This window comes from Clostridium sp. C2-6-12 (genome assembly GCF_009928485.1).
Classification (GTDB): domain Bacteria; phylum Bacillota; class Clostridia; order Clostridiales; family Clostridiaceae; genus Clostridium.
In genome coordinates, this window is record NZ_JAABNP010000021.1 from 14,677 (window position 1) to 38,716 (window position 24,040).

General features: G+C 29.5%; 17 protein-coding genes. 16 read left to right on the forward strand and 1 reads right to left on the reverse strand.

What is annotated here, in order from left to right; translation table 11 throughout:
* Positions 1-135: 135 nt before the first annotated feature.
* Positions 136-2,556 (forward strand): helix-turn-helix domain-containing protein, encoded by a 2,421-nt coding sequence (locus GXK56_RS16985; RefSeq protein WP_243156160.1) that lies wholly within the window; start codon positions 136-138, stop codon positions 2,554-2,556.
* A gap of 55 nt (positions 2,557-2,611) precedes the next feature.
* Here the strand turns inward: GXK56_RS16985 and GXK56_RS16990 are convergent, their stop codons facing one another.
* Entirely contained in the window at positions 2,612-3,043 is a 432-nt protein-coding gene (locus GXK56_RS16990; RefSeq protein WP_160689558.1) for a MarR family transcriptional regulator, read from the reverse strand.
* Positions 3,044-3,431: 388 nt separating this feature from the next.
* On the opposite strand from GXK56_RS16990, the gene GXK56_RS16995 reads away from it, so the two are divergent.
* From GXK56_RS16995 to GXK56_RS17065, 15 genes are all read left to right on the forward strand, one after another.
* A complete protein-coding gene (locus tag GXK56_RS16995; protein WP_160689560.1) occupies positions 3,432-5,273 on the forward strand; it encodes a beta-glucoside-specific PTS transporter subunit IIABC in 1,842 nt (613 codons plus the stop codon).
* Positions 5,273-6,676: a glycoside hydrolase family 1 protein gene (locus tag GXK56_RS17000; RefSeq protein ID WP_160689562.1), complete on the forward strand. Its 1,404-nt coding sequence runs from the start codon at positions 5,273-5,275 to the stop codon at positions 6,674-6,676. The genes GXK56_RS16995 and GXK56_RS17000 overlap by 1 nt, the downstream gene beginning before the upstream one ends.
* Before the next feature lie 32 nt (positions 6,677-6,708).
* Positions 6,709-6,996 carry an antibiotic biosynthesis monooxygenase gene (locus GXK56_RS17005; protein ID WP_160689564.1) on the forward strand — a complete coding sequence of 96 codons (288 nt, stop codon included), beginning with the start codon at positions 6,709-6,711 and terminating at the stop codon, positions 6,994-6,996.
* 220 nt (positions 6,997-7,216) lie between these two features.
* Complete coding sequence (locus tag GXK56_RS17010) at positions 7,217-8,512, forward strand: PTS transporter subunit EIIC (RefSeq protein WP_160689566.1); 1,296 nt, start codon at positions 7,217-7,219, stop codon at positions 8,510-8,512.
* A 14-nt stretch (positions 8,513-8,526) separates the two neighbouring features.
* Entirely contained in the window at positions 8,527-9,279 is a 753-nt protein-coding gene (locus tag GXK56_RS17015; protein WP_160689568.1) for a ChbG/HpnK family deacetylase, read from the forward strand.
* Positions 9,280-9,748: 469 nt separating this feature from the next.
* On the forward strand, positions 9,749-12,154 hold the full coding sequence (locus GXK56_RS17020; RefSeq protein ID WP_160689570.1) for a helix-turn-helix domain-containing protein: 2,406 nt from the start codon (positions 9,749-9,751) through the stop codon (positions 12,152-12,154).
* A 264-nt stretch (positions 12,155-12,418) separates the two neighbouring features.
* A complete protein-coding gene (locus GXK56_RS17025; RefSeq protein WP_160689572.1) occupies positions 12,419-14,668 on the forward strand; it encodes a glycoside hydrolase family 3 N-terminal domain-containing protein in 2,250 nt (749 codons plus the stop codon).
* Positions 14,669-14,782: 114 nt separating this feature from the next.
* On the forward strand, positions 14,783-15,880 hold the full coding sequence (locus GXK56_RS17030) for an alpha/beta hydrolase (protein ID WP_160689574.1): 1,098 nt from the start codon (positions 14,783-14,785) through the stop codon (positions 15,878-15,880).
* 151 nt (positions 15,881-16,031) lie between these two features.
* Positions 16,032-17,339: an MFS transporter gene (locus tag GXK56_RS17035; RefSeq protein WP_160689576.1), complete on the forward strand. Its 1,308-nt coding sequence runs from the start codon at positions 16,032-16,034 to the stop codon at positions 17,337-17,339.
* Between the two features lie 298 nt (positions 17,340-17,637).
* Positions 17,638-18,741: a Gfo/Idh/MocA family oxidoreductase gene (locus GXK56_RS17040; RefSeq protein ID WP_160689578.1), complete on the forward strand. Its 1,104-nt coding sequence runs from the start codon at positions 17,638-17,640 to the stop codon at positions 18,739-18,741.
* 30 nt (positions 18,742-18,771) lie between these two features.
* Positions 18,772-19,206, forward strand: coding sequence for a DUF6379 domain-containing protein (locus tag GXK56_RS17045; protein WP_160689580.1), 435 nt, complete (start codon positions 18,772-18,774; stop codon positions 19,204-19,206).
* A gap of 12 nt (positions 19,207-19,218) precedes the next feature.
* Complete coding sequence (locus tag GXK56_RS17050) at positions 19,219-20,202, forward strand: TIM barrel protein (RefSeq protein WP_160689582.1); 984 nt, start codon at positions 19,219-19,221, stop codon at positions 20,200-20,202.
* Positions 20,203-20,286: 84 nt separating this feature from the next.
* Complete coding sequence (locus GXK56_RS17055; RefSeq protein ID WP_160689584.1) at positions 20,287-21,201, forward strand: sugar phosphate isomerase/epimerase; 915 nt, start codon at positions 20,287-20,289, stop codon at positions 21,199-21,201.
* A 59-nt stretch (positions 21,202-21,260) separates the two neighbouring features.
* Positions 21,261-22,310, forward strand: coding sequence for a Gfo/Idh/MocA family oxidoreductase (locus tag GXK56_RS17060; RefSeq protein WP_160689586.1), 1,050 nt, complete (start codon positions 21,261-21,263; stop codon positions 22,308-22,310).
* A 335-nt stretch (positions 22,311-22,645) separates the two neighbouring features.
* Positions 22,646-24,031: an MFS transporter gene (locus GXK56_RS17065; protein WP_160689588.1), complete on the forward strand. Its 1,386-nt coding sequence runs from the start codon at positions 22,646-22,648 to the stop codon at positions 24,029-24,031.
* Positions 24,032-24,040 lie beyond the last annotated feature (9 nt).

Here is a 24,040-nt window from a genome sequence, read left to right on the forward strand (position 1 = left end):
AATTAAATATACTATTATAATGTCATATGTTTAATTTATAATTTTTGAATTAAAATATTAATTTTATGTAAAACGTATACTAAATTCAAAATTTGGAGTGATGAATTAAAATAATTGAAGTATAGAGGTGATTATGTGATAAAAACAAACCAAAGTAAAGAAAAAATAATTACATATAGTATTATGGATAAACAGAAGGAAGAAACACATTTTCATCAAGATGTTGAATTAATATATGTTCTAGAAGGAGAAATGGAGCTTAAGATTGAAGGAGATACGTTTGATTTAAAGCATGATGATATTGTAGTTGTAAATCCTAATAAAAAGCATAGCTATAAATGTTCAGAGAATATTTTAGTGTCTAGCTTTTATATTTCATTTCAAAGCTTAAGTAGTTTTCTTGAGAATAATCTAATATTATTTTGGTGCAATTCAACTATAGATAAAGATGATTCATTTGAAGAAATAAGAAAAGTAATAAAGTCAATTTTGAATCATTATTTAAATCGTAAAGGTAAAGATGACTTTTATGAATATAGCTTGTTTTATCAGTTATTAAATTTATTGACCAATAATTTCTTGATTAATAATGCAGATGAACGATTTCATGATAAAGAAAATAAATATGATGATAGAATCAACGAAATTACTAATTACATAAGGGGAAACTACAATAAACCAATAAGTCTTAATGATTTGGCTTCACAATTACATTTGTCTAATGCATATCTTTCTAGATATTTAAAAAAACATCTAGGAATGAATTTTATAGATTATTTAAATAATGTGAGACTCCATTATGCTGTGGAGGACTTAATATATACCGAAGCTACTATTACTAGAGCTGCTTTAGATAATGGATTTGCCAATACAGCTGTATTTAATAAAATATTTAAAGCTACCTATAATATGACTCCTTCAGCATATTTGAAAAAGATAAAGAACAATAAAGATTATGATGTTCAAGAGTATGAGGTGGATGAAAAAAAAATATTGGACAGATTGGATAGTCATTTTGAAGAAAGTAAATTTGAAAATCAAGTTGAACTTATAAAGGATAATAAATATATTATTGTTGATTCAAAAGCAAAGAAAGAATATAAAAAGAATTGGAATAAAGTTATTAATGTAGGAGCTGCAAGTGATTTGCTTCAATCAGACATGCAGGAACACATATTAATAATGAAAAATGAATTGAAATTTGAATATGCTAGGTTTTGGAATATATTTGGACATGAAATGTATGTTGATGTATTAAATATAGAAGGAAAATATAATTTTGATAAAATAGACAGAGTTTTGGATTTTTTAGTAGATCATAAAATAAAGCCATTTATTGAATTTGGTCAAAAGCCAAAAAGACTTGATAGAACAGTTAGAGAAGCAGCTGTTTTTCAAGAAGAACCATCTGTATTTACAAATATTGATCAATGGAAAGGTGTAATGAAAGCTTTTTCTATGCATATAGTTAAAAGATATGGAATTGAAGAAACTCAAAATTGGTGTTTTGAAATATGGAGACCTGAAACTGAAAATACGAATATAGAATATCTTACTATTTTTAATGCAGGATACAGTGAATTGAAAAAATATATTCCTAATTGTAAGGTGGGAGGAGCTGGATTTAGGGGAGATTATGGATTAAGACAGTTGATGAATGATATTATTAAGTGGAAAAATAAAAATATCCAGCCAGATTTTTTATCATTTTATCTTTTTCCATATGTAGTTATTAAAGAAAAAGGAGACAAATATTCTAAGAGATCTACAGATAGAAATTTTATTGAGAATCAGATAAAGCTTATAAAAGAGACCTTAAAAGAGATAAAATGGGATGTAAAAGAACTCTATATTACTGAATGGAACAATACAATATCTAATCGTAATTATACAAATGACAGCTGCTATAAAGGTGCATATATAATGAAAAATATTATTGATAATATTAATGAAGTTGATATTTTGGGGTATTGGATTGGCTCAGATTTATTTTCTCAATTCTATGATTCTCATGTACTTTTAAATGGTGGAGCTGGAGTTATTTCTAAAAATGGAATTAAAAAACCTGCCTGTTATGCAATGGAATTCATGAATAAAATGGGTGCATATATTATAGATAAAGGTGAGAATTATATTATAACTGCTAATAATCACAATGGATATTATATAGCGTGCCACAATTATAAACATTTTAATTACTATTATTATCTAAAACCAGAGGATGAAGTTTTACCTAAGGAACAAGGAAAGATGTTTAGTGATTCTGATAATTTGAAATTGAATTTTCAAATTAAAGATTTATTAAATGGTCAATATAGTATAAAAACCTACTCCATAAATAGAGAACATGGAAGTGTTTTAGATGAATGGATGAGAATGAATGAAATTGGGGATTTGGATAAAGATGAAATAGATTATTTAAAAAGAATTTCAACACCAAGGTTAACTATAAAACGGTGTGATGTTGATGAGAAAAATTTAAATCTAGAAGTTTTCTTAGAACCACATGAGTTTAATGTTATACATATATCATATAGTGGGGATAGACCTCTGTAATAAATTGCGAAAAACAAGCCAGTTATAGGTATATGATTCCTATAGCTGGCTTGTTTTATAAGTTTTCAAGTATTTTATTAAGTAATCTAAAAAGCTCTTCACGCTCTTCAGTTGTGAAATTTTTTGTATATGACTTATCCACGTCTACAATAGTTTTTATGCATGGAACACATAACTCTTGACCTTTTGGGGTAAGATAAAGTTTGAAATATCTTCCATCTTGAGGGTCTTTGATTCTATAGATAAGATTTTTATTCATCATTGTTTTTATTAGTGAGGTCACAGAAGGATTAGTTAAACCTAAGGCAATTTCTAAAGCTTTTTGGTTAATGCTTCCTTCTTCATGAGTATATAAGTACTCCATGACAACTGCTTGAGTAAAAGTCACATCATATTCTTTTAGCATATCATTATGTTTTATAATAGCATGTTTATCTACTGTGTGGATTAAATTTCCTATTAAAATATTTTCTTGTTTTGGATTCATATTTGTTCTCCTAATATAAATAAATTGAAATCTATTTATATTATAACATGTTTTGATAATTAATATAATAATTCTATATGAATAGAATGCTATGTAAAATTAAAAATAAGCATAAACAGTTATAATTAAATAGATTTCGTTAAGAGTTGTTGAAAAAAATATTAAATACATTGTATTCTATGTATTGACAAAAATAAATACATAGAATACAATGTATTTATTCCTAAACGTTTTCTTGAGAAAATAAGGTATTAGAAAATAGAATATTTAATTACCGGTAATAATTAAATATAAGAACTTTTAATTATAGATCAAATAATATTATTGTGTGTAAATTTGTTTATTGTATTAATGTTAGAAATTATTAAAAACAGCAGGAGGAATGAATATGTCTAAGAAATATGAATCCTTGGCAAAGGATATTCTTAAATATGTTGGTGGAAAAGAAAATGTGACTTTTTTAATGCATTGTGCGACTAGATTAAGATTTCAATTAAGGGATATTAAGAAAGCGGAAAAAGAAAAAATTGAAGGGTTAAAAGGAGTTATCTCTGTAATAATTCAAAATGGTCAATTTCAAGTTTGTATTGGACCTCATGTTAATGAAGTCTATGAAGAAGTTAATAAGTTAGGTGATTTTGCAGATTCAAAAGTAAAAGATGAAAGGCCAAAATCTAAAGCGGATAGATTTTTTGAAGTTGTTTCAGGAATTTTTACTCCTATAGTACCTATATTAATTGCATCAGGTATGGTTGGAGCACTTTTGGCTCTTCTTTCTGGATTAAAATTAGTTGATGAATATAATGTAACTTATTATACATTCAATATAATTAAAGAGGCTGGATTTTATTTCTTACCAATATTTATTGGTTATACAGCTGCTAAAAAATTAGGAGCAAATCCATTTCTTTCAATGATGTTAGGAGCTATATTATTACATCCACAATTAAATAATTTTGCTAATCTTAATGTTGAGAAGTTAAATATATTTGGTATAGCTGTTCCTAATGTTCATTATGGATCTAGTATTTTACCGATTATATTAAGTGTTTGGTTATTAGCTTATGTAGAAAAACTCTTTAATAAAGTTTTTCATCCAGTAGTAAGGGCATTTATGTCTCCAATGATGTCAATGCTAGTTATGCTACCTATTATGTTAATTATCATAGGACCTGCTGGAGATTATGCTGCTAAATATGTTGGAGAGTTTGTTGTATTCTTTGGAGATAAGGCTGGATTTTTAGCGGTTGCAGCAATAGGAGCATTTATGCCACTTATGATTGTAACTGGAACTCATTCCTTTGCATTCCCTGTAATTGTTGCTTCTCTTACTACAACGGGAAGTGAAGGTCTTTTAGTACCAGGTATGCTTGCTGAAAATCTTGCAATGGCTGGTGCTGCATTTGCAGTAGCAACTATGGTTAAAAACCAAGAGAAAAAAGCTGAAGCAAGGGCTGGAGCTATTTCAGCAGTATTAGGTATTTCTGAACCTGCAATGTATGGAGTTAATTTACCATTAAAAACACCATTCTATGCAGCTATGATAGGTGGTGGACTAGGAGGCTTATTTGCAGGTATATTTAAATTAAAATTCTTTGCAATTGTATCTGCTAGTTTAACAGGATTACCAGGAACTTTAGGTGGTAATGGTTTTGGAAATCTTGTAGTTGCAGTAATTACTATGGTTATTTCATTTGCAGGAGCGTTTATAGCAGCAAAAATTTTAGGGGAAAAAGCTATGAGTGAAGAAATAGCTACAAATAAAAAAGAAAAAGGTGAACAAGTTTCAATTAGTTCACCAGTTAACGGATCAGTTATAGAATTAAAAGATGTTAAAGATGAAACATTTGCAAGTGAAGCTATGGGAAAAGGGCTTGCAATTATTCCTAAAGAAGGTATTGTATATTCGCCAGTTGATGGAGCTATTATTTCAATTTTTGCAACTAAACATGCAATTTGTATTATTTCAGATGATGGGGTTGAAATATTAATTCATATAGGAATGGATACTGTAAAACTTGGTGGAAAATATTTTGAAAGTTTTATTAGCGAAGGTCAAAAAGTATCTAAAGGTGATAAATTGGTTAGTTTTGATATAGAAGCTATTAAAAAGGAAGGTTATGATGTAACGACACCAGTAATAATAACTAATTCAAGTGAATATGAAATTGTTCAAGTTATTGACAAAAAAGAAGTTGAAATTAAGGATGAAGTGATGGTGATACAATAATGAAGAAAAACTTTTTATGGGGTGGTTCTACCTCTGCATTTCAATATGAAGGTGGTGCAAATGAAGGCGGTAAGGGTGAATCTGTATATGATGTAATATCAAAAAGTGGAGAGATACAAATAGGTGATATAAAAATTCCATGTAATGCAGATTATTCAACAACATCGGATTTTTATCATCACTACAAAGAAGATATAGCACTTATGGCAGAGATGGGATTTAATAGTTTCAGAATGTCGATTGCATGGACACGAATTTATCCAAATGGTGATGATGCTAAGTATAATAAAGAAGGTGTTAATTTCTATAATAACGTGTTTAATGAATTGGTGAATCATGGTATACAACCAGTTGTTACATTATTTCATTGGGATATGCCACAAAGTCTTATTGATAGGTTTGATGGCTGGTACGGAATGGAAACTGTTAATGCTTTCGAAAGATATTGTAAAACATGTTTTGAGTTATTTGGTGATAGAGTTAAGTATTGGTTAACATTAAATGAAAATAATTTATCTAAATTATTACCATGCATGCATACTAGAACAAAGTTAAAAGCTGGTGATGAAAATTATGAAGAATTTTCAATGAAGGTTTATCATAATACTAATATTGCTCATTTTAAAGCAGCAAAACTATGCCATGAAATAGTTAAAGATGGAAAGATAGGATGTATGCTTGCAAGTTCAATAGCTTATCCAATGACTTCACATCCTAAAGATGTATTTGAAGCAACTAAGCATAATCAAGGGAAAATGTATGATTATTTAGATTTGTTAGTAAAGGGAAAATATAATCATAGAGAAACAGCTGAATTTGAAAAGGCAGGAGTTACAATTCATAAGGAAGATTCCTTCGTTGAATTAGCAGCTGATTCTAATTCAAAGATTGATTTTATATCTTTCAGTTATTATTTCTCTATATGTATGCGCAGTGATGAAAATAAAGCTAATGAAGATGCAAAGACTCTTCAGATAATGTATCAAGCTTATGAAAATCCGCTTTTAGAAAAATCAAGCTTTGGATGGACTATTGATCCTTTAGGTTTAAGAATTTTCCTAAATGACATATATGATAGATATAATTTACCTTTATTGTTAGTTGAAAACGGATTGGGTGTTGAAGATGATGTGTTAGAAACTGATGGTACAGTACACGATCCATACCGTATTGAATACTTAAGACAGCATATTAATGCAGTTAAAGATGCTATTGAAATAGATCATGTTGACTGTTTTGGATTTTTACCTTGGGGATGTATTGATTTATATAGCGCATCTGGTAATAGAAAAAAGAGATATGGCTTTGTTTATGTAGATTATGATGATAATTTCAAAAGATATAAAAAAGACAGTTTTAATTGGTATAAAGAAGTTATAGCATCAAATGGAGATAAATTGTAGAAATAAATTTTGTAAAAGAGGAGTAATAGAAAATGATTCTAAATATTATTAACAATTATTTAAAAGAAGGCTGTAAAGAGGAATATCTTGAAGTAACAAAGAGATTTGCTAAAGATATGTTGGAAAATGAAAAAGGTTGTACAAGCTTTGAAATATATGAAGATGAACAATTAAAAGACAATGTAATTATGGTTATAAAATGGGAGAGTGAGGAAGATTTGAAGAATCATCAATCAGGTCCTATGTTTCCTAAGTATAAACCAGAGTTTAAACCGTTATTTATAAAAAATGAAGTACAAGTTTATAATTTAATTAAATAGAACCTATATTGTTTGAATAAAATTTTAATATTTAATAAGTGTATACAGAAATGTTATCTAAAAAAGTTGCATTTTAGATAATATTTCTCGATTTAAAAATACATTATAACTATAAGCATTTCAAGAAAAAGTATTATTTATCTATTAAATAAATTATCTAGTTAATGTTAACATCAGTTTGAAATCTATTTACAACGAATAATTTTGGGAGGTTCTATAGATGGAAAAAATAATGAGCAAATTACAAAAAAATTTGACACCTATGGCAAATGCATTTGCTAGAAATAGAATTATGCAGGCAATTGGCGGAGGGTTTACTTCGTTATTACCTATAATAATAGCTGGAGCTATATTCTCACTTTTAGCAGGGCTTGATATTGGGGGATATCAAGAATTTACTAAGAGCAAAGGACTCAATGATGTTTTTAATGTTGCTGTAAACATGACTAATAATATTTTAGCTATATATGTAGTGTTTTCAATTGCATATAATATGGCAAATATATTGGATGTAAGTGGAAGTAGCCTTGTAGTTGGAGTGATATCATTGGTTAGTTTCATGATAGTAACGCCAGTTGCAACTATCAAAGGAGATAATAGAAACGTTTTATCTTATATTGATATGACATACCTAGGAAGTAGAGGAATATTTACTGCAATTATTATAGCAATTTTGACAGCATACATATATTCAATATGTATAAAAAGAAATATTACAATTAAAATGCCAGCAGGAGTTCCTGAAATGGTGGAAAAATCATTTGCTGCAATTATTCCTACTATATTTATAATGATCATTTCTTTAACTATTTATTTTATATTTCATTCAACACAGTTTGAAAGTATTCATGGTTTTATTTATGGAGTATTAGGAGAAACTATTAAAACTCTTCAGGGTAGCATAATTACGTATATTGTACTTACTGCATTAGCTGGTTTATTATGGTTCTTTGGAATTCATGGAGGAATGGTTGTTGGTCCGGTGATGTTTGTTTTATTTATGCAGCCTGCAATGGAAAATGTAGCTGCATATTCTGCAGGAAAACCATTACCAAATATGCTTACAATGGGATATGCAAATATCGCTTGTATAGGAGGTATTGGAAGTACTTTAGGTCTTGTAATTCTTATGCTTTTATTTTCAAAAAGTGGACATTTTAAGACGTTAGGAAAGCTTTCATTTCTTCCAGGTCTTTTTGCAATAAATGAACCTATAATGTTTGGGGCGCAAATAGTGTTGAATCCAGTAATGATAATTCCTTTTATTGTAGTGCCTATTGTTAATGTTTTACTTCCATATATATTAATGTACTTCGGTTTACTTGGTTATCCAAGGATGCCTATAATTTCAGGAATGCCTGTATTTGTAGATGGATTTTTGCAGCTTGGATTTAAGGGGATTATTCTTCAATTTGTTCAGATTATTATAAGTATGTTAATGTATTATCCATTTTTCAAGATGGAAGATGCAAGACATTATGATGAAGAGCAGATAGCAGCAGAAAAAGCAATATAAAGGAGGACAATATTATGAAAAAATTTCTTATACGTGCGGATGACCTTGGGTATTCAGAAGGTGTAAATTATGGAATTGCTAAAAGCGCAATTGAGGGATTGGTTGGTTCTATTGGAGTAATGCCAAATATGGATTCAGTGAAACATGGATTAAAGCTTTTGGAAGGTCATAATTTTTGTCTTGGACAGCATACTAATATTTGTATTGGAAGGCCAATTACAGATCCGGAAAGAATTCCAAGCCTTGTAAATGAAAATGGTGAGTTTAAATCATCAAGTGAGTTTAGAACGGCTAAAGAAGATTTTGTAGATTTAAATGAGGTAATTATAGAAATAGAGGCTCAGTATAATCGTTTTGTTGAACTTACTGGACAGCAACCACATTATTTTGAGGGACATGCAGTAATGAGCAAAAATTTCTTTAAAGGACTTGAGATAGTAGCTCAGAAGCACTCGTTAAAGTATTCTGGAATATCCTTCGATGGAACACCAATTAGAATTGGAAGCACAGATGTTCATATATGCCAAACTAATGGTATTAATCCAGATTACGATGCAGTAAAGGCGATCTATGAGGCTGTTGAAACAGCAGAAGATGATGGAACTTATTTATATGTATGTCATCCAGGATATCTAGATGAATACATATTAACTCATTCTAGTATGACTAGACCTCGCACGAAAGAGGTTGAAATGTTATGTGATACTAAAGTTAAGGAAATGCTTGAGAAATCAGGAGTAAAGTGCATTACTTATGATGATTTATAAAACAGTTGAATAATTAGCATAGTTCATTAAAATACAGTAGTGAAGACATCTACCTAATAGTTATAGGTAGATGTTTGAATATTGAGTTACGCTTGATTATCTATAAAAAACGAAGTACACGTTTATAATTTGATTAAATAGAGTTTGAATTATGTGGAATAAAAATTCAGTATTGTAAATATATAAAGAAATGTTATCTGAAAGAAAGCTTGTTTCAAATAACATTTCTTTTTTTATGGCATTTTAAATTTAAATAATAATCTTAAATTATTTAATTGAATTTATAGATAGTAGATAGAATTAAAGATGTGCTATAATGAATTCAATTAAATAGCCAATTTAAAATAGTGTAAAAAATTCATGTTAATAACAATAAACGTTAAATTATTATTAAAGCAGAAAAATAACAGAAGTCTTCTGGAAAGATTTAAATCGTAGAATTATATTTAAAAGCATAGAAGGTGAGCAATTGCTTAAAACAAATTATAATAAAGAAAAGATAATTTCGTATAATATACTAGCTAAACAAAAAGACGAAACGCATTTTCATAAAGATATTGAATTGATTTATGTATTAGAAGGTAATATGGAGATTAATGTTGAAGATGATATATATAATTTGAATGCTGATGATATTTTAGTCATAAACCCAAGCAATAAGCATAGTTATAAATGTTCAGAAAATATATTGATAGGAAATTTCATTGTTTCATTTGAGAAATTAAGTTGCTTTGTTGAGATGGATTCGATATTATTTCGGTGTAATTCAGTAATTGATAAAGAGAATTCTTTTGAAGAAGTTACAAAGGTAATCAAATTAATTATTAATAATTATGTAAAAGGTAAGGAAAAAGAAGAACTTTATGAGTATAGTTTATTTTATCAACTATTAGAGTTATTGACGAATAATTTTATGATAAATAAAGATATGAGTATGTTTTCTGAGAAAGAAAATAGAGATGGAAATAGAATTAACGAAATAGCAAATTATATAAGAAGGCACTATAATAAGCCTATAACACTTAATGATTTAGCTAAAAAATTGAATCTTTCAATTCCGTATTTATCCAAATATTTTAAAAATAACTTTGGTGTGAAATTTATAGACTATTTATATGATATTAGATTAAGGAATGCAATAGAAGATTTATTAAATAATGATGCAACAATTAAAAACTCAGCGTTGGATAATGGATTTCCAAGCACTGTGGTATTCAATAAAATATTTAAAGCTAAATATAACATACCTCCATCAGTTTACATAAAGAAGATGAAAACTAATAAACAAAATATATGTGAAGAAATTGAGTTAAAAGAAGAGGAGATATTGGATAGACTTAAAAACCTATTGTTAGAAAACAATATTTATGACAATTGGGGTTTAGTTCAAAACAAAAAGCACATAGTTATAGATATTAGAGAGGAAAGAGAATATGATAAAAGCTGGAATAAGATTATTAATATAGGAGCAGCAAGTGATTTGCTGGAATCAGATATACAGGAACATATGCTAATATTAAAAAATGAATTAAAGTATGAATATGTTAGATTTTGGAATATATTTGCAAACAATATGTACTTAGGTATAAATAATGATGAAGGAAAATATAATTTTGATAAAATAGATAAGGTTTTAGATTTTCTGGTAGAGAATAAAATAAAGCCATTTATTCAACTTAGACAAAAACCAAAAAGATTAAATAAAACAGAATATAATCATGTTATTATTGAAGATGAATCAATGGTGAATATAAAAGTTAATGAATGGAAAAATATTATAAAAAATTTTTCTAAACACATAGTCAATAGATATGGTATTGAAGAAGCTCAAACTTGGTGTTTTGAAATTTGGTGGGATGAAGATGTAAAATTAGATTTAGATTTTTATGATATTTTTAATATAGCGTACAAAGAATTAAAATTTTATATACCGAGTTGTAAGGTTGGAGGCCCTGAATTTACTGCAAATTATGGAGTTAAACAATTTATAAGCTACATAAAGGATTGGAAAAAAATTTTGGATAAATCGGATTATTTATCATTGAGTATTTTTCCATATGATATTGTGATTGAGAATGGAAATAAGTGTTTTATAAGGTCTATGGATGAAGATTTTATAGCAAATCAACTGAAAGAAATTGAAGAAGAACTAAAAAAAGAAGGATATAATAATAAGCAAATTTATATTACTGAATGGAATAATACTGTATCTGAACGGAATTATATGAATGATAGCTGTTATAAAGGTGCTTATATAATGAAGAATATAATTGATAATATTGATGATATAAATATTTTAGGATATTTTATTGGGTCAGATTTGTATTCACAGTTTTATGACTCTAATAATTTATTAAATGGTGGAGCAGGTTTGATTTCTAAAAATGGTATAAAGAAACCAGCTTACTATGCAATAGAATTCATGAATAGACTAGGTGGAAAAATTATTGATAAAGGTGAAAATTATATACTAACTACCAATAATGATAATGAGTATTTTATGGCATGTCATAATTATAAGCATTTCAACAAGGATTACTATTCAAAATCGGAAGATGAAATTAATCCCAAAGAGCAAGAGACTCTATTTAATGATTATAATAATTTATATTTAAATTTTGAACTTAAGAATTTATTAAATGGACAATATAATGTGAAAATATACTCAATAAGTAGCCAAAATGGAAGCATATTAGATGAATGGATAAATATAGATGGAGATATTTCATTGGGCAAGGATGAATTAGATTATTTGAAAAGAATTTCAGCACCAAGATTAAAGCTGAAAAGGTGCACTGTAGAACAAAAGATTTTAAAGTTACCTATTGATTTAATACCAAATGAATTTAGTATTATACACATTTATAGAGATTAGTGATTATATACCCATATTAATATATGAGAATGCTATTAGAATAGGTATTCTCATATATTAATATGGGTTTGTTGTATTTAAATAAAAGCAATATTAAAAATGAGTAGTATAATTTTTATCATATATTTAAATTTAAAAAATTATTTAGCATACATAAGTCAATAATAAATGTAATTAAGTTAAATTAATTACATGACTGAATACGTTTAAATAACTAAAATAAATGTATAAGAATTAAATAGAAAATAATGAGGTGTAAAATAAATGGCTGATAAAAATAAGCAAAAAGATTTTTTGAAAGACAATTATGAAAAAAGAATAGATCAACTAATTAGTAAAATGACAATTGAAGAGAAAGTTGGTCAATTAGTACAAATATCTCCTTCAATTTTTGGAGCATTTGGTCTAACATTTGATGAGACAATTGAAAAATTAGTTAATGGTGAGATGAGTCAGGAGGAATTTGCAGCCCTTGAAAGAAATTATCGTGAAGATGAAATTAGACAAGGAATACTCGGTTGTATGGGTGGAGTACATGGGGCAGAAAAATCAAATAAATTACAAAGAATTGCAATGGAAGAATCAAGACTTGGAATTCCTATTCTTTTTGGACTTGATGTAATACATGGATATAAAACTATATTTCCAATTCCACTAGCAGAAGCTTGTAGCTGGGATACTGAAAAAATAAAAGAATCTGCAAGAATAGCTGCAAAAGAAGCTTCTGCAGCTGGACTTCATTGGACATTTGCACCTATGGTTGACGTTTCAAGGGATCCACGATGGGGAAGAGTTGCAGAAGGTGCAGGAGAAGATCCGTATTTAGGAAGTGTTATAGCTAAAGCGAGAGTAGAAGGATTTCAAGGAGAAAGTTTAGATAATCCAGAAAGTGTACTTGCATGTGCTAAACATTTTGTAGGTTATGGAGCACCAGAAGGTGGAAGAGATTATAACACAGTAGACATGTCTCTTCAAACTTTACATGATGTCTATCTTCCACCATTTAAAGCAGCAGCTGAAGCTGGTGTAGGAAGTTTAATGAGTGCTTTTAATGATTTAAATGGAGTTCCTTGTACTGCTAATAAATATCTATTAACAGATGTTTTAAGAGGAAATTATGGATTTAATGGTCTTGTTGTAAGTGATGCTAATTCAATACCAGAAGTTGTTGTTCATGGATATGCAGAAGACAATAAAGATGCAAGTAAAAAATCATTGATTGCTGGATTAGATATGGATATGAGTCAAGGTACTTATAGAAATGAATTACCTGAAGTTGTTAAAGAAGGAGCTATAACAGAAGAAGTATTAGATGAAGCAGTAAGGCGAGTACTTAGAGTGAAGTTTTTATTAGGATTATTTGATAATCCATATAGAACAGATGAAAAGAAGGAAAAAGAAACTCTTCTTTGTAAAGAACATATAGAAGCAGCAAGAGAAGTTTCACGTAGTTCTATTGTATTATTAAAGAATGAAAATAATACACTTCCACTTAAGAAAAATTTGAAGAAGATAGCTGTGGTTGGACCATTAGCTGAAAATCCAGCAGAAATGCTTGGAACTTGGGCTATTACTGGTGATGCTCATGATGTGGTTACTGTTCTATCAGGCATAAAAATGGCTGTTAGCAATGAGACTGAAGTTATGTATGCTGAAGGTTGTAAGATTATTGGCGATGAAAGTTTGGATTTTAAAGAAGCAGTTAAAGTAGCAAATGAAGCTGATGTTATTATAGCAGTAGTTGGTGAAAATTCAGATATGAGTGGAGAAGCTTCTAGTCGTATAGATATTAATTTACCAGGAAGACAAGAAGAGTTATTAAAGGAATTACGTAAACTCAAAAAACAATTAATAGTTATTTTAATTAATGGAAGACCATTATCTATACCTTGGGCGTCTGAAAATGCAGATGCTATAGTAGAAGCTTGGCAGTTAGGTACTCAAAGTGGTAATGCTATAGCTGATGTATTATTTGGTGATTATAATCCAAGTGGAAAATTGGTTGCTACATTCCCTTATTCAGTAGGGCAAGTACCAATTTACTACAATCACCCTATGACAGGTAGACCAGCAGGAAAAATTAAATTTACTTCAAAATATATAGATGGTCCAGCAGAGCCTTTATATCCTTTTGGATTTGGATTAAGTTATACAACGTTCAAATATGAAAATCTATCTATAGTATCAACAGAAAATATAATTGGAGATACAGTTGTTATTAATGTAGATGTAACTAATACAGGAGGAGTAGCTGGAGAAGAAGTTGTACAACTTTATGTGTCAGATGTTGTTGCAAGTAGAGTAAGACCAGTTAAAGAATTAAAAGGCTTTGAAAAAGTATTATTACAACCTAATGAATGTAAAACTATAAGTTTTAAGCTTGATACAAATGATCTTGGATTCCATGATGAAAAGATGAATTATGTTATTGAGCCAGGTTTATTTAAAGTATATGTGGGACCAAACTCTAAGGAAGGTCTTGAAGGCAAATTTAACATCATAACTCCCAATTAATTTATAAATTAGGCACATGAAGAAAATAGTTAAAAATGAGATGAATATTTTGATTGTGCCTAAAATGAATAATTAGTTAAAAATTTAATTTAAAATATAGAAGGCGGTAATACAATGAGTGATTATAATAAGAATGAACAAGAAGAGTTAGTATCTCTTCTTGAAAAGAAAGCAGAACTAAAAAATATAAATGGTTTAGAAATGTTGATAAAGCATATACCTGACCTTGACATAGAAGGTGGACTTGATCCTAGAGTTAAGGTTGCAATGGAAAAAATGTCAAGTGAAGCAAAAGGTGTGGACTTTAAAAAGTTAGTTGCAGAAATTCCTATAGAAGTATTAAGACAAGGTATGGGTTATCCTAATGTTGATATATCAAAGGGCATTAGGATAGCTGATAAAATTATCAAAGGAAGAAATGGGGATGTTCCAGTAAAGATTTATTCTTCAAATAAATCAGATAAAATGCCTGCAATTGTATTTATTCATGGTGGAGCATTTTATGGAGGAAGCACAAAGACTGTAGAAAATCCATGCAAATATTTAGCTGAAAGAATTGATGGAGTAGTAGTGTCAGTTGACTATAGACTTTGTCCTGAACATAAATTTCCACATGGTTTTCATGACTGTTTTGATACTGTCAAGTGGCTTTATGAAAATTCAGATGAGTTAAATGTTGACAATGAAAAGATTGGCGTTTCTGGTGATAGTGCAGGAGGAAATCTTTCAACTGTATGTGCATTAATGGATAGAGATTTAGGAACAAAAATGATAAAGTTCCAAGGATTACTTTATCCAGGTGTATATTTATCTGAAAAAGATGTTGAAGATTATAAGTTTGATATAAATTTATATAATATTAAATATGACAATGAATTATTAAAAGATGCAATAATGATGATAAAGAATTTTCCACCACTTACAAATATGTATTTAGAAGATGAAAAAGAAGCTGATAATCCATATGTTTCACCACTTCTTGCTGAGAACTTGAAAAATATGCCAAAGACTCTCATAGTAGTGGCAGAATATGATTGTCTAACTTTAGAGGGAGAAGCATATGCAAGAAAGTTAATGAAAAGCGGAGTTGAAACAAAAGTAATTAAATACAATGGAATAGATCATGCATTTTTGGATAAGTTAGGGGTATATCCTCAAGCACAAGATTGTGTAAATGAAATTGCTAAGTCATTTATAGAAGCAATATCATAAAATTAACATAATTTTATATGTTTTATAAAACTATATGATAAAGTTCAATTAAAGAAAAGTAGATAAACTAAATTGAAAAGGAGGTGAGTATTGTTTCTAATTAAATTGAGTTTATTTATTATTGTAAAGACAAAAAACAGGGGGAATTAAAATGGAAAAAGAAATCGTTTTAAATAGTCAATCAAGTTATTATAAATCAAGTTATGGTAAACTTAGTTTTTTAACGAAGTTTAGCTATGGATTAGGAGAATTTGCTTGTAGTGTAGTTTGGAGTTTAGTATCATCATATTTATTGTATTTTTATACAGATGTATTTGGGTTGGCAGGCGGAGTAATTGCTGTATTATTATTAGTAGCAAGAGTATGGGATTGTTTTGTAGATCCAATACTTGGACTAATTATTGAACGTACTAGAAGCAGGTTTGGACGTTTTAGACCATATATTCTATTTGGATCATTATCACTTGGATTATTTAATATTTTAACTTTTTATACTCCACAATTTAGTGCTACTGGAAAAGCAATATATGCATGTGTTACATATTTGCTACTTGGTAGTTTTCACTCAATAGTTAATGTTCCATATGGTGCCCTTGCAACAGTAATGCCATTAATAACAATTTTAGGAAATGGTAATAATCAAAATGGATATTTTTATGCATCAATAGTATTAACTTTAATTGCAATACCTATGCTTTTCTTAACATTTAAAAACTGTAAGGAAGTTATTGAACCTACAAAGGAAGAGAGTCCTAAAATTAAGGATTCATTTAAAGCTATAATTAATAATAAACCTTTAGCATTAATATTGTTAACTTTAACCTTTACACTATTTGCTATATTTTCGAGATTAGGTTTAATTGTTTATTGGGCTATTAACGTTTTAGGTCGCCCAGACTTAATACCAGTTTTATTTACTACTTTATCTATTGCTGGCGCTATTGGGGGAATCATACTTCCTACTATTGCTAAGCCTGTTGAGAAGAGAATAATTCTTATGGGTGGAAGTATGTTATCAGGATTATCATTGATTGGTATTTATTTTATTCCACCAACAAGTGTTACAGGAATAATAATACTTACATTTACTGGATGCCTGCCGATCGGAGCAGGCGCTATACAATATGGTATGATGGCTGATACTATAGATGACTATCAGGTTAAAGTTGGAGTTAGAACTGATGCTTCTGTTTATGCTTTTTCAAGTTTTATTTCTAAAGTTGTTAATGCAATAGTAGGATCATTAAGTGTTATGCTTTTAGGATTTATAGGTTATGTAGCAAATGCACAACAGACTCCAGAAGTCATTAGAGGAATTAACATACTAGTAAATTTAGTTCCAGGTATATGGTATTTATTTGCAGCAGTACCTATGTTGTTTTATACAATTACTAAAGCTAAAGCCAATGAAAATACTAAAATTCTTATTGAGAGACAATCCCAAAATACTAATAACTAATATTTACATTCTTTTACGAATGTATCTGAAAAATAGAAATCCTTTGATGGCTGAACTGTACAAGGATTTTTTGATTATTAAATTATATAAATAAAAAGATTATTGCTATTAAATAAGGTCAAAAATGATTAGTATTATTTTTGACCTTATTTTTTTATTTTTAAATTAAGAAATAAAATAGGTCAATAAATAATTGAATTAGGTGAAATTAATTGAATGTATGAATACGTTTCAAAAAGTATAATTAACTCATAAAGCAGAACAAATAAAATTTATATATAAACAGGAGGAAAATAAAATGAGTAAAATTAAAGTAGGAATTATCGGTTGCGGAGGAATTGCAAATCAAAAGCATTTTCCAGCATTAAAGGAAAATTCAAATTTAAATGAAATAGTTGCTTTTTGTGATGTGGTAGAAGAAAGAGCTACTAAGGCGGCTAAAGAATTTGGTGTAGAAAATGCAAGAGTTTACACAGATTATAAAGAGTTATTAAAGGATAAAGATGTTGAAGTTGTACATATTTGTACACCAAATGTATCTCATAGTGTTATTGCAATAGATGCATTTGCAGCTAAAAAGCATGTATATTGTGAAAAGCCAATGTCTCATAAAAATGAAGAAGCTGAAAAAATGGTTGAAGCTTGGAAAGCATCAGGAATGAAATTTACAGTAGGATATCAAAATAGATTTAGACCAGAAGTTATGAACTTACATGAAGCTTGCAATAATGGTGAGTTGGGAGAAGTATACTATGGAAAAGCTCATGCAGTACGTAGAAGAGGAGTTCCAACTTGGGGCGTATTCATGGATAAAGCACAACAAGGTGGAGGGCCACTTATAGATATCGGTACACACGCTTTAGATATTACTTTATGGTGTATGAACAATTACGATGTTGAAAGTGTATCTGGTTCTGTGTTCTATAAACTAGGTGGATTACAACAAGCTACAGAAGGAAACTTATTTGGGCCTTGGAATCCAGAAACTTATGAAGTAGAAGATTCAGCAATGGGCTTCGTTAAAATGAAGAATGGTGCAACTATAAACTTAGAAGCAAGCTGGGCGTTAAATGTACTTGAATCAAGAGAAGCATCAACTACGCTTTGCGGAACACTAGCAGGTGCTGAAATCCATTCAGGAATGAGCCATTCTAAAAATGAATTAATTTATAACCGTGGAAGAAATAATCAATTAATGGAAGAAAAATTATCTCCAGTTGGCGGAGTTGCTTACTTCGGTGGCGGAGGTGGTGCTGAAGGCAGCATGGACTGTAAACAATGGTTAGAAGCCATTGCAAATGATACAGAACCATTAGTTAAGCCAGAAGAAGCATTAGCTGTTACAAAAATATTAGATGCTATTTACAAATCAGCAGAAGAGAAAAAAGAAGTTAAATTCTAGTATATTTTAAGACCCAAGGAGGTAAGAAAAATGGCATTTGCAATGCGTATGAAACTTAATAATGAAATTATTAAAGAAGATTCTTTTAAAAGCATGTATATAAATGGAAAGAAACATGGTTTTGAATTTGATGTTCAATTAGCTTATTATAGAGGACATTATTTATCAGATATCGATTTATTAGAAGTATATTGTGATGGTGAAAAGATGCCAGAAGAAGCAGTTACTTTTGAATTAAATGGGAAAGAAATGCCTATTTACAAATTAAAATATGCAGTAACTGAATTCTGGAGTCAAGTTCAATTAGCTAAGATTAGAGTAATCAAAAAAGATGGATTAGCTGTAGGAAAACATGGATTAGAATTAAAGCTTATGCTTAGAGTTCCTTACATGCAAATGGGACCAGATCATCAATATATGCCGCTTGATAGTGGAGATACTGTGACTGTAACCATAAATGATTAGGAGGAATAAAAGATGAGTAATATTAAATTAGGTGCAACTTTGTTTTGTTATGGAACAGAGTATGCAAAATTACAATATGATTTTGAAGAATGTGTAAAACAAGCAGCTTTAGCTGGTGCAACAGGATATGAAATTGTAGGATCTCAAATGATTCCTTCTTATCCAAATGTAAGTGATGAATTTTTAGGATTAGTAAATTCATTAAAGGCTAAGTATGGTATTGGACCAGTTGGATATGGTGCAAATAATGATAAAGGTATGCGTCATGATAGAAATCTTACTGATGATGAAATGTTAGCAGATGCAATTATTGATTTAAAAGCAGCTAATAAATTAGGTTGTAAGGTTATGCGTGTACAATACATGTTATCACCAGAAGCCTTTGAAAGACTTGCACCATATGCAGAATTATATGATGTAAAAGCAGGTATTGAAATTCACAATCCAGAAACACCAACATCTCCAAAGATGATGAAATATTTAGAAGTTATAAAACGTACAGGATCTAAGCATTTAGGCTTTGTACCTGACTTTGGATGCTTCGCAATTGCTCCTAATAAGCCACATTGGGATAAAGCACTTGCTATAGGTGTTAAAGAAGAACATTTACAAATGGCAGCTGAATTTAGATATCAAGGTGTAGATATAGAAGAGGCTCGTAAAAAATTAATGGAAGCTGGAGCTCATCCAGCAATCAATGGTACATTACAAGGAATGTACGGATTTGTTCAATTCAATGCAAAGGAAAAATTACCAGAATTATTAAATGGATTAAAAGAAATTCTTCCATATTGCTTTGAAATGCATGGTAAGTTCCATTATTTAAGTGAAGATTGTGTAGAGCCAAGCATACCTTATGAAGAAATTTTAGGAATGCTAAAGGATACAGATTTCGATGGATATCTTATTTGTGAATATGAAGATGAATTATATTGTGGCGGAACAGAATTTACAAGACGTCAAATTGCAATGGAGAAAAAATTCTTGGGAATGTAATTTAGTAACTGTTGCTATAAACTCAATATTTACCTAATGATGAAAAATCATTAGGTAAATATGACTTTAGAAAGGAGAATTCTCATGAAATTAGGATTTGTAAGTGCAATACTAGGTGAATTAAGTTTTGAAGAAGTAGTAGATTTCGCTGCTGAAAATGGACTTGAATGTATAGAAATGTGCTGTTGGCCTAAGGGTAAAGCAGAAAGAAGATATGCAGGTGTGTGTCATATTGATGTAGATATACTAGATGATGCTAAAGTTTCATATATTAAGAATTACTTAGAGAAAAAGAAAGTTAAAATATCATCTTTAGCATATTATCCAAATACCCTTGAGGAAGATTTAGAAAAAAGAAAAGTATATGTTGAGCATTTAAATAAATTAATTGATGCTTCTAGCAAATTAGATGTTAATATGATTACTACTTTTGTAGGACGTATACCATCAAAAACAGTTGAAGAAAACTTGGAAATAGTTAAAGAAGTTTGGCCTCCAATTGTAAAACACGCAGAAGAAAAAGGTGTAAAGATAGGAATTGAAAATTGTCCAATGTTATTTACAAATGATGAATGGCCAGGTGGACAAAATCTTATGACATCACCTGCAAATTGGAGAAAAGTTTTTGAAATATTAGATAGTCCAAACTTTGGATTAAATTATGATCCATCTCACTTTGTATGGCAACATATTGATTATATTAAACCAATATACGAATTTAAAGACAAGATATTCCATGTACATTACAAGGATATAAAAATATATAAAGACAAACTTGAGGATGTTGGAATTATGGCAACACCACTTCAATATATGTCTCCTAAGTTACCAGGACTTGGTGATGTTGATTGGGGAAAATATGTTTCGGCTTTAACAGACATAGGCTATACAGGTGATACATGTATTGAAGTTGAAGATAAAGCTTTTGAAGGTTCAGTTGAAGATTCAAAGAAAGCTGTAATTTTAAGTGCAAAATATCTTAGACAATTTGTAATATAGCATAAGTAAAAAATAATATGTCCAAGTAGGGGCACAAGATATAAAAGTAGGTGAAAAGAATGAAAATTAAATTAGGTGTTATAGGCTTTGGAGGCATGGGAAAATGGCATGCTCAAAATGCACCACGTGCAGGAGTTGAAATTGTAGCAGTATGTGATATTAAAGAAGAACGTTGGAATGAAGCAGAAGAAATGGGATTTAAACTTTATAAATCAGCAGATGAACTACTTGCAGATAGTGAAGTTAACACAGTAATATTGACTGTACCTAACCATTTACACAAGGAAATGTGTTTAAAAGCAGCTGAAGCTGGAAAAAATGTAATTACTGAAAAACCAGCAGCTATGAATGTTGCAGAATTAGATGAAATGGAAGCAGCATGTAAAAAAGCAGGTGTATTCTTTACAGCTCATCAAAATAGAAGATGGGACAGAGATATGTTAATTGTAAAGAAAGCATATGATGAAGGACTTTTAGGTAATATATTTACAATTGAAAGTAAACTTCATTCAGGTAATGGATATATGCATGAATGGCATCTTTATAAGAAATATGGTGGTGGAATGATATATGACTGGGGAGTTCATTTGATTGACCAAGCTTTATTTATGATGCCAGGTGTAAAGATTAAATCAATTTATGCAGATATAAAAAATGTACTTCATGAAGAAGTTGATGATTACTTTAAGATTATATTAAAGATGGAAAATGGAATTACATTCCACTTAGAATTATCAACATATATATTAGAATATCAACCACGCTGGCTAGTTGCTGGAGATAAAGGAACAATAATTGTAAAAACCTTTGGCTGTGATGGAGCAATTTACCGTACTGGAGATATGCTAAAGAAACTTCCACCTCAAATAACTGAAACAGTAGCAGGACCTACAAGACAATTTGCTCCTGTACCTCCAGGAGGAATTGTAGAAGAGCCGCTTCCACAAGTTGAAACTGATTGGGTAGATTTTTATACGAATGTACAAGGCGCATTAGATGGAACAGAAGAATCAAAAATCAAGATTTCAGAAGTACGCCGTGTATTATCAGTAATGGAAGCAGCATGGGAATCAAGTAGAACCAATAAAGCCATAATTGATTTTGAATAAAATAAAAAAGTTTATCTGATGTCTAGCCGCTGTAACACTGCTACTTATTTAAGTAGCAGTGAACAGCGACACGACCCTAGATAAGTTCAACTAAGATTCAGGTAAACTGAATCAAGTTTCACTTTATAAGCAAGCTTAGGACCTTGCTTATAAACTAAAAATATAAACTAATAAAAATTAGCTATTTAGATTATATCATAATCGTCTTTTTTTATACAAACTATGTAAACGATATAAAAATATTATAGTTGTATTTTATAAAGCGCACTAATATTAGAGTTTGATAAGAAATTACTATGGAAAACCTAAAAGTCAGTAAATAGGAGGAAATTAATATGCAAAATGTAAACGTTGCTCAACAAATGGGGACAGGTCAAGAAAAACTTAGTTTCTTTACGAAAGTTAGTTATGGTTTAGGAGAATTTGCAGCCAGTGTAGTATGGAGTTTAGTGTCATCATATCTATTATTCTTTTATACAGATGTATTTGGATTACCAGGTGCAGCAGTTGCAATATTATTACTTGTAGCAAGAGTATGGGATGTTGTTGTAGATCCAGTCTTAGGATTAATTATGGAACGTACGAACACAAAACATGGACGTTTTAGACCATATATTTTATATGGAGCAATATTCCTAGGAATATTTAATGTTTTAACTTTTTACACTCCATCATTTACAGGTGGGTGGAAAATAGTTTATGCAGGTGTAACTTATTTACTATTAGGTACTTTTCACTCAATGGTAAATGTACCATATGGAGCTTTAGCTACAGTAATGTCAAGAAGCACAGATGAAAGAACTAGTTTGAATTCATTTAGAGGATTTTTTGGTACAATGGCTGGAATTTTAACAGGTGCAGCAGTAATGCCAATAATTCAAGTTTTAGGTGGTGGAAATAATCAAAGAGGTTATTTCTATGCAGCAATAGTATTATCAGTAGTATCAATGCCAATGTTATTTTTAACTTTTAAAAATTGTAAGGAAGTTATAACTCCAGAAAAAGAAGAAAGACCTTCTGTAAAAGAATCTTTACATGCAGTAGTTTCAAACAAACCTTTATTAATTGTATTTGCATCACTTTTTATATTATTTACAGGATTGTTTCAAAGATTAGGAACTTTAGTTTATTATTGTATATATGCATTAGGACGTCCAGACTTAATAGCTGTTTTATTTACATTATTATCTGTTTGTATGGCAATTGGTTCATTTATACCACCTATTGCAACAAAATATATTGAGAAAAAGACACTTTTACAAATTGGATTAACTATAACTGGATTAGGATTTGGTAGTTTATATTTCGTGCCTGCAACAAATGTAACAATGATTATAGCTTTATCATTTATTGCGTGTGTACCACTAGGATTTAATGGAATTATGATATTTAGTATGACAGCAGATTGTATAGATGATAATCAAGTAAAGACAGGTCTTCGTAGTGATGGTGCAATATATTCCTTTACAAGTCTTATAACAAAGATTTCAAATGCATTAGTAGGAACAATAAGTGTCGCATCATTAGGTTTAGTTGGATATGTTGCTAATGCTCAACAAACACCAGAAGCAATTACTGGAATAAATGCTATAGTAAATTTAGTGCCAGGGATTATGTTTTTAATTGCAGTTATTCCAATGTTTTTCTATAAAATAACAAAGGCAAAAGCTGATGAGAATAGTAGAATACTTATTGAAAGACATAACAAAAGTGGTAACTAATATTTGATT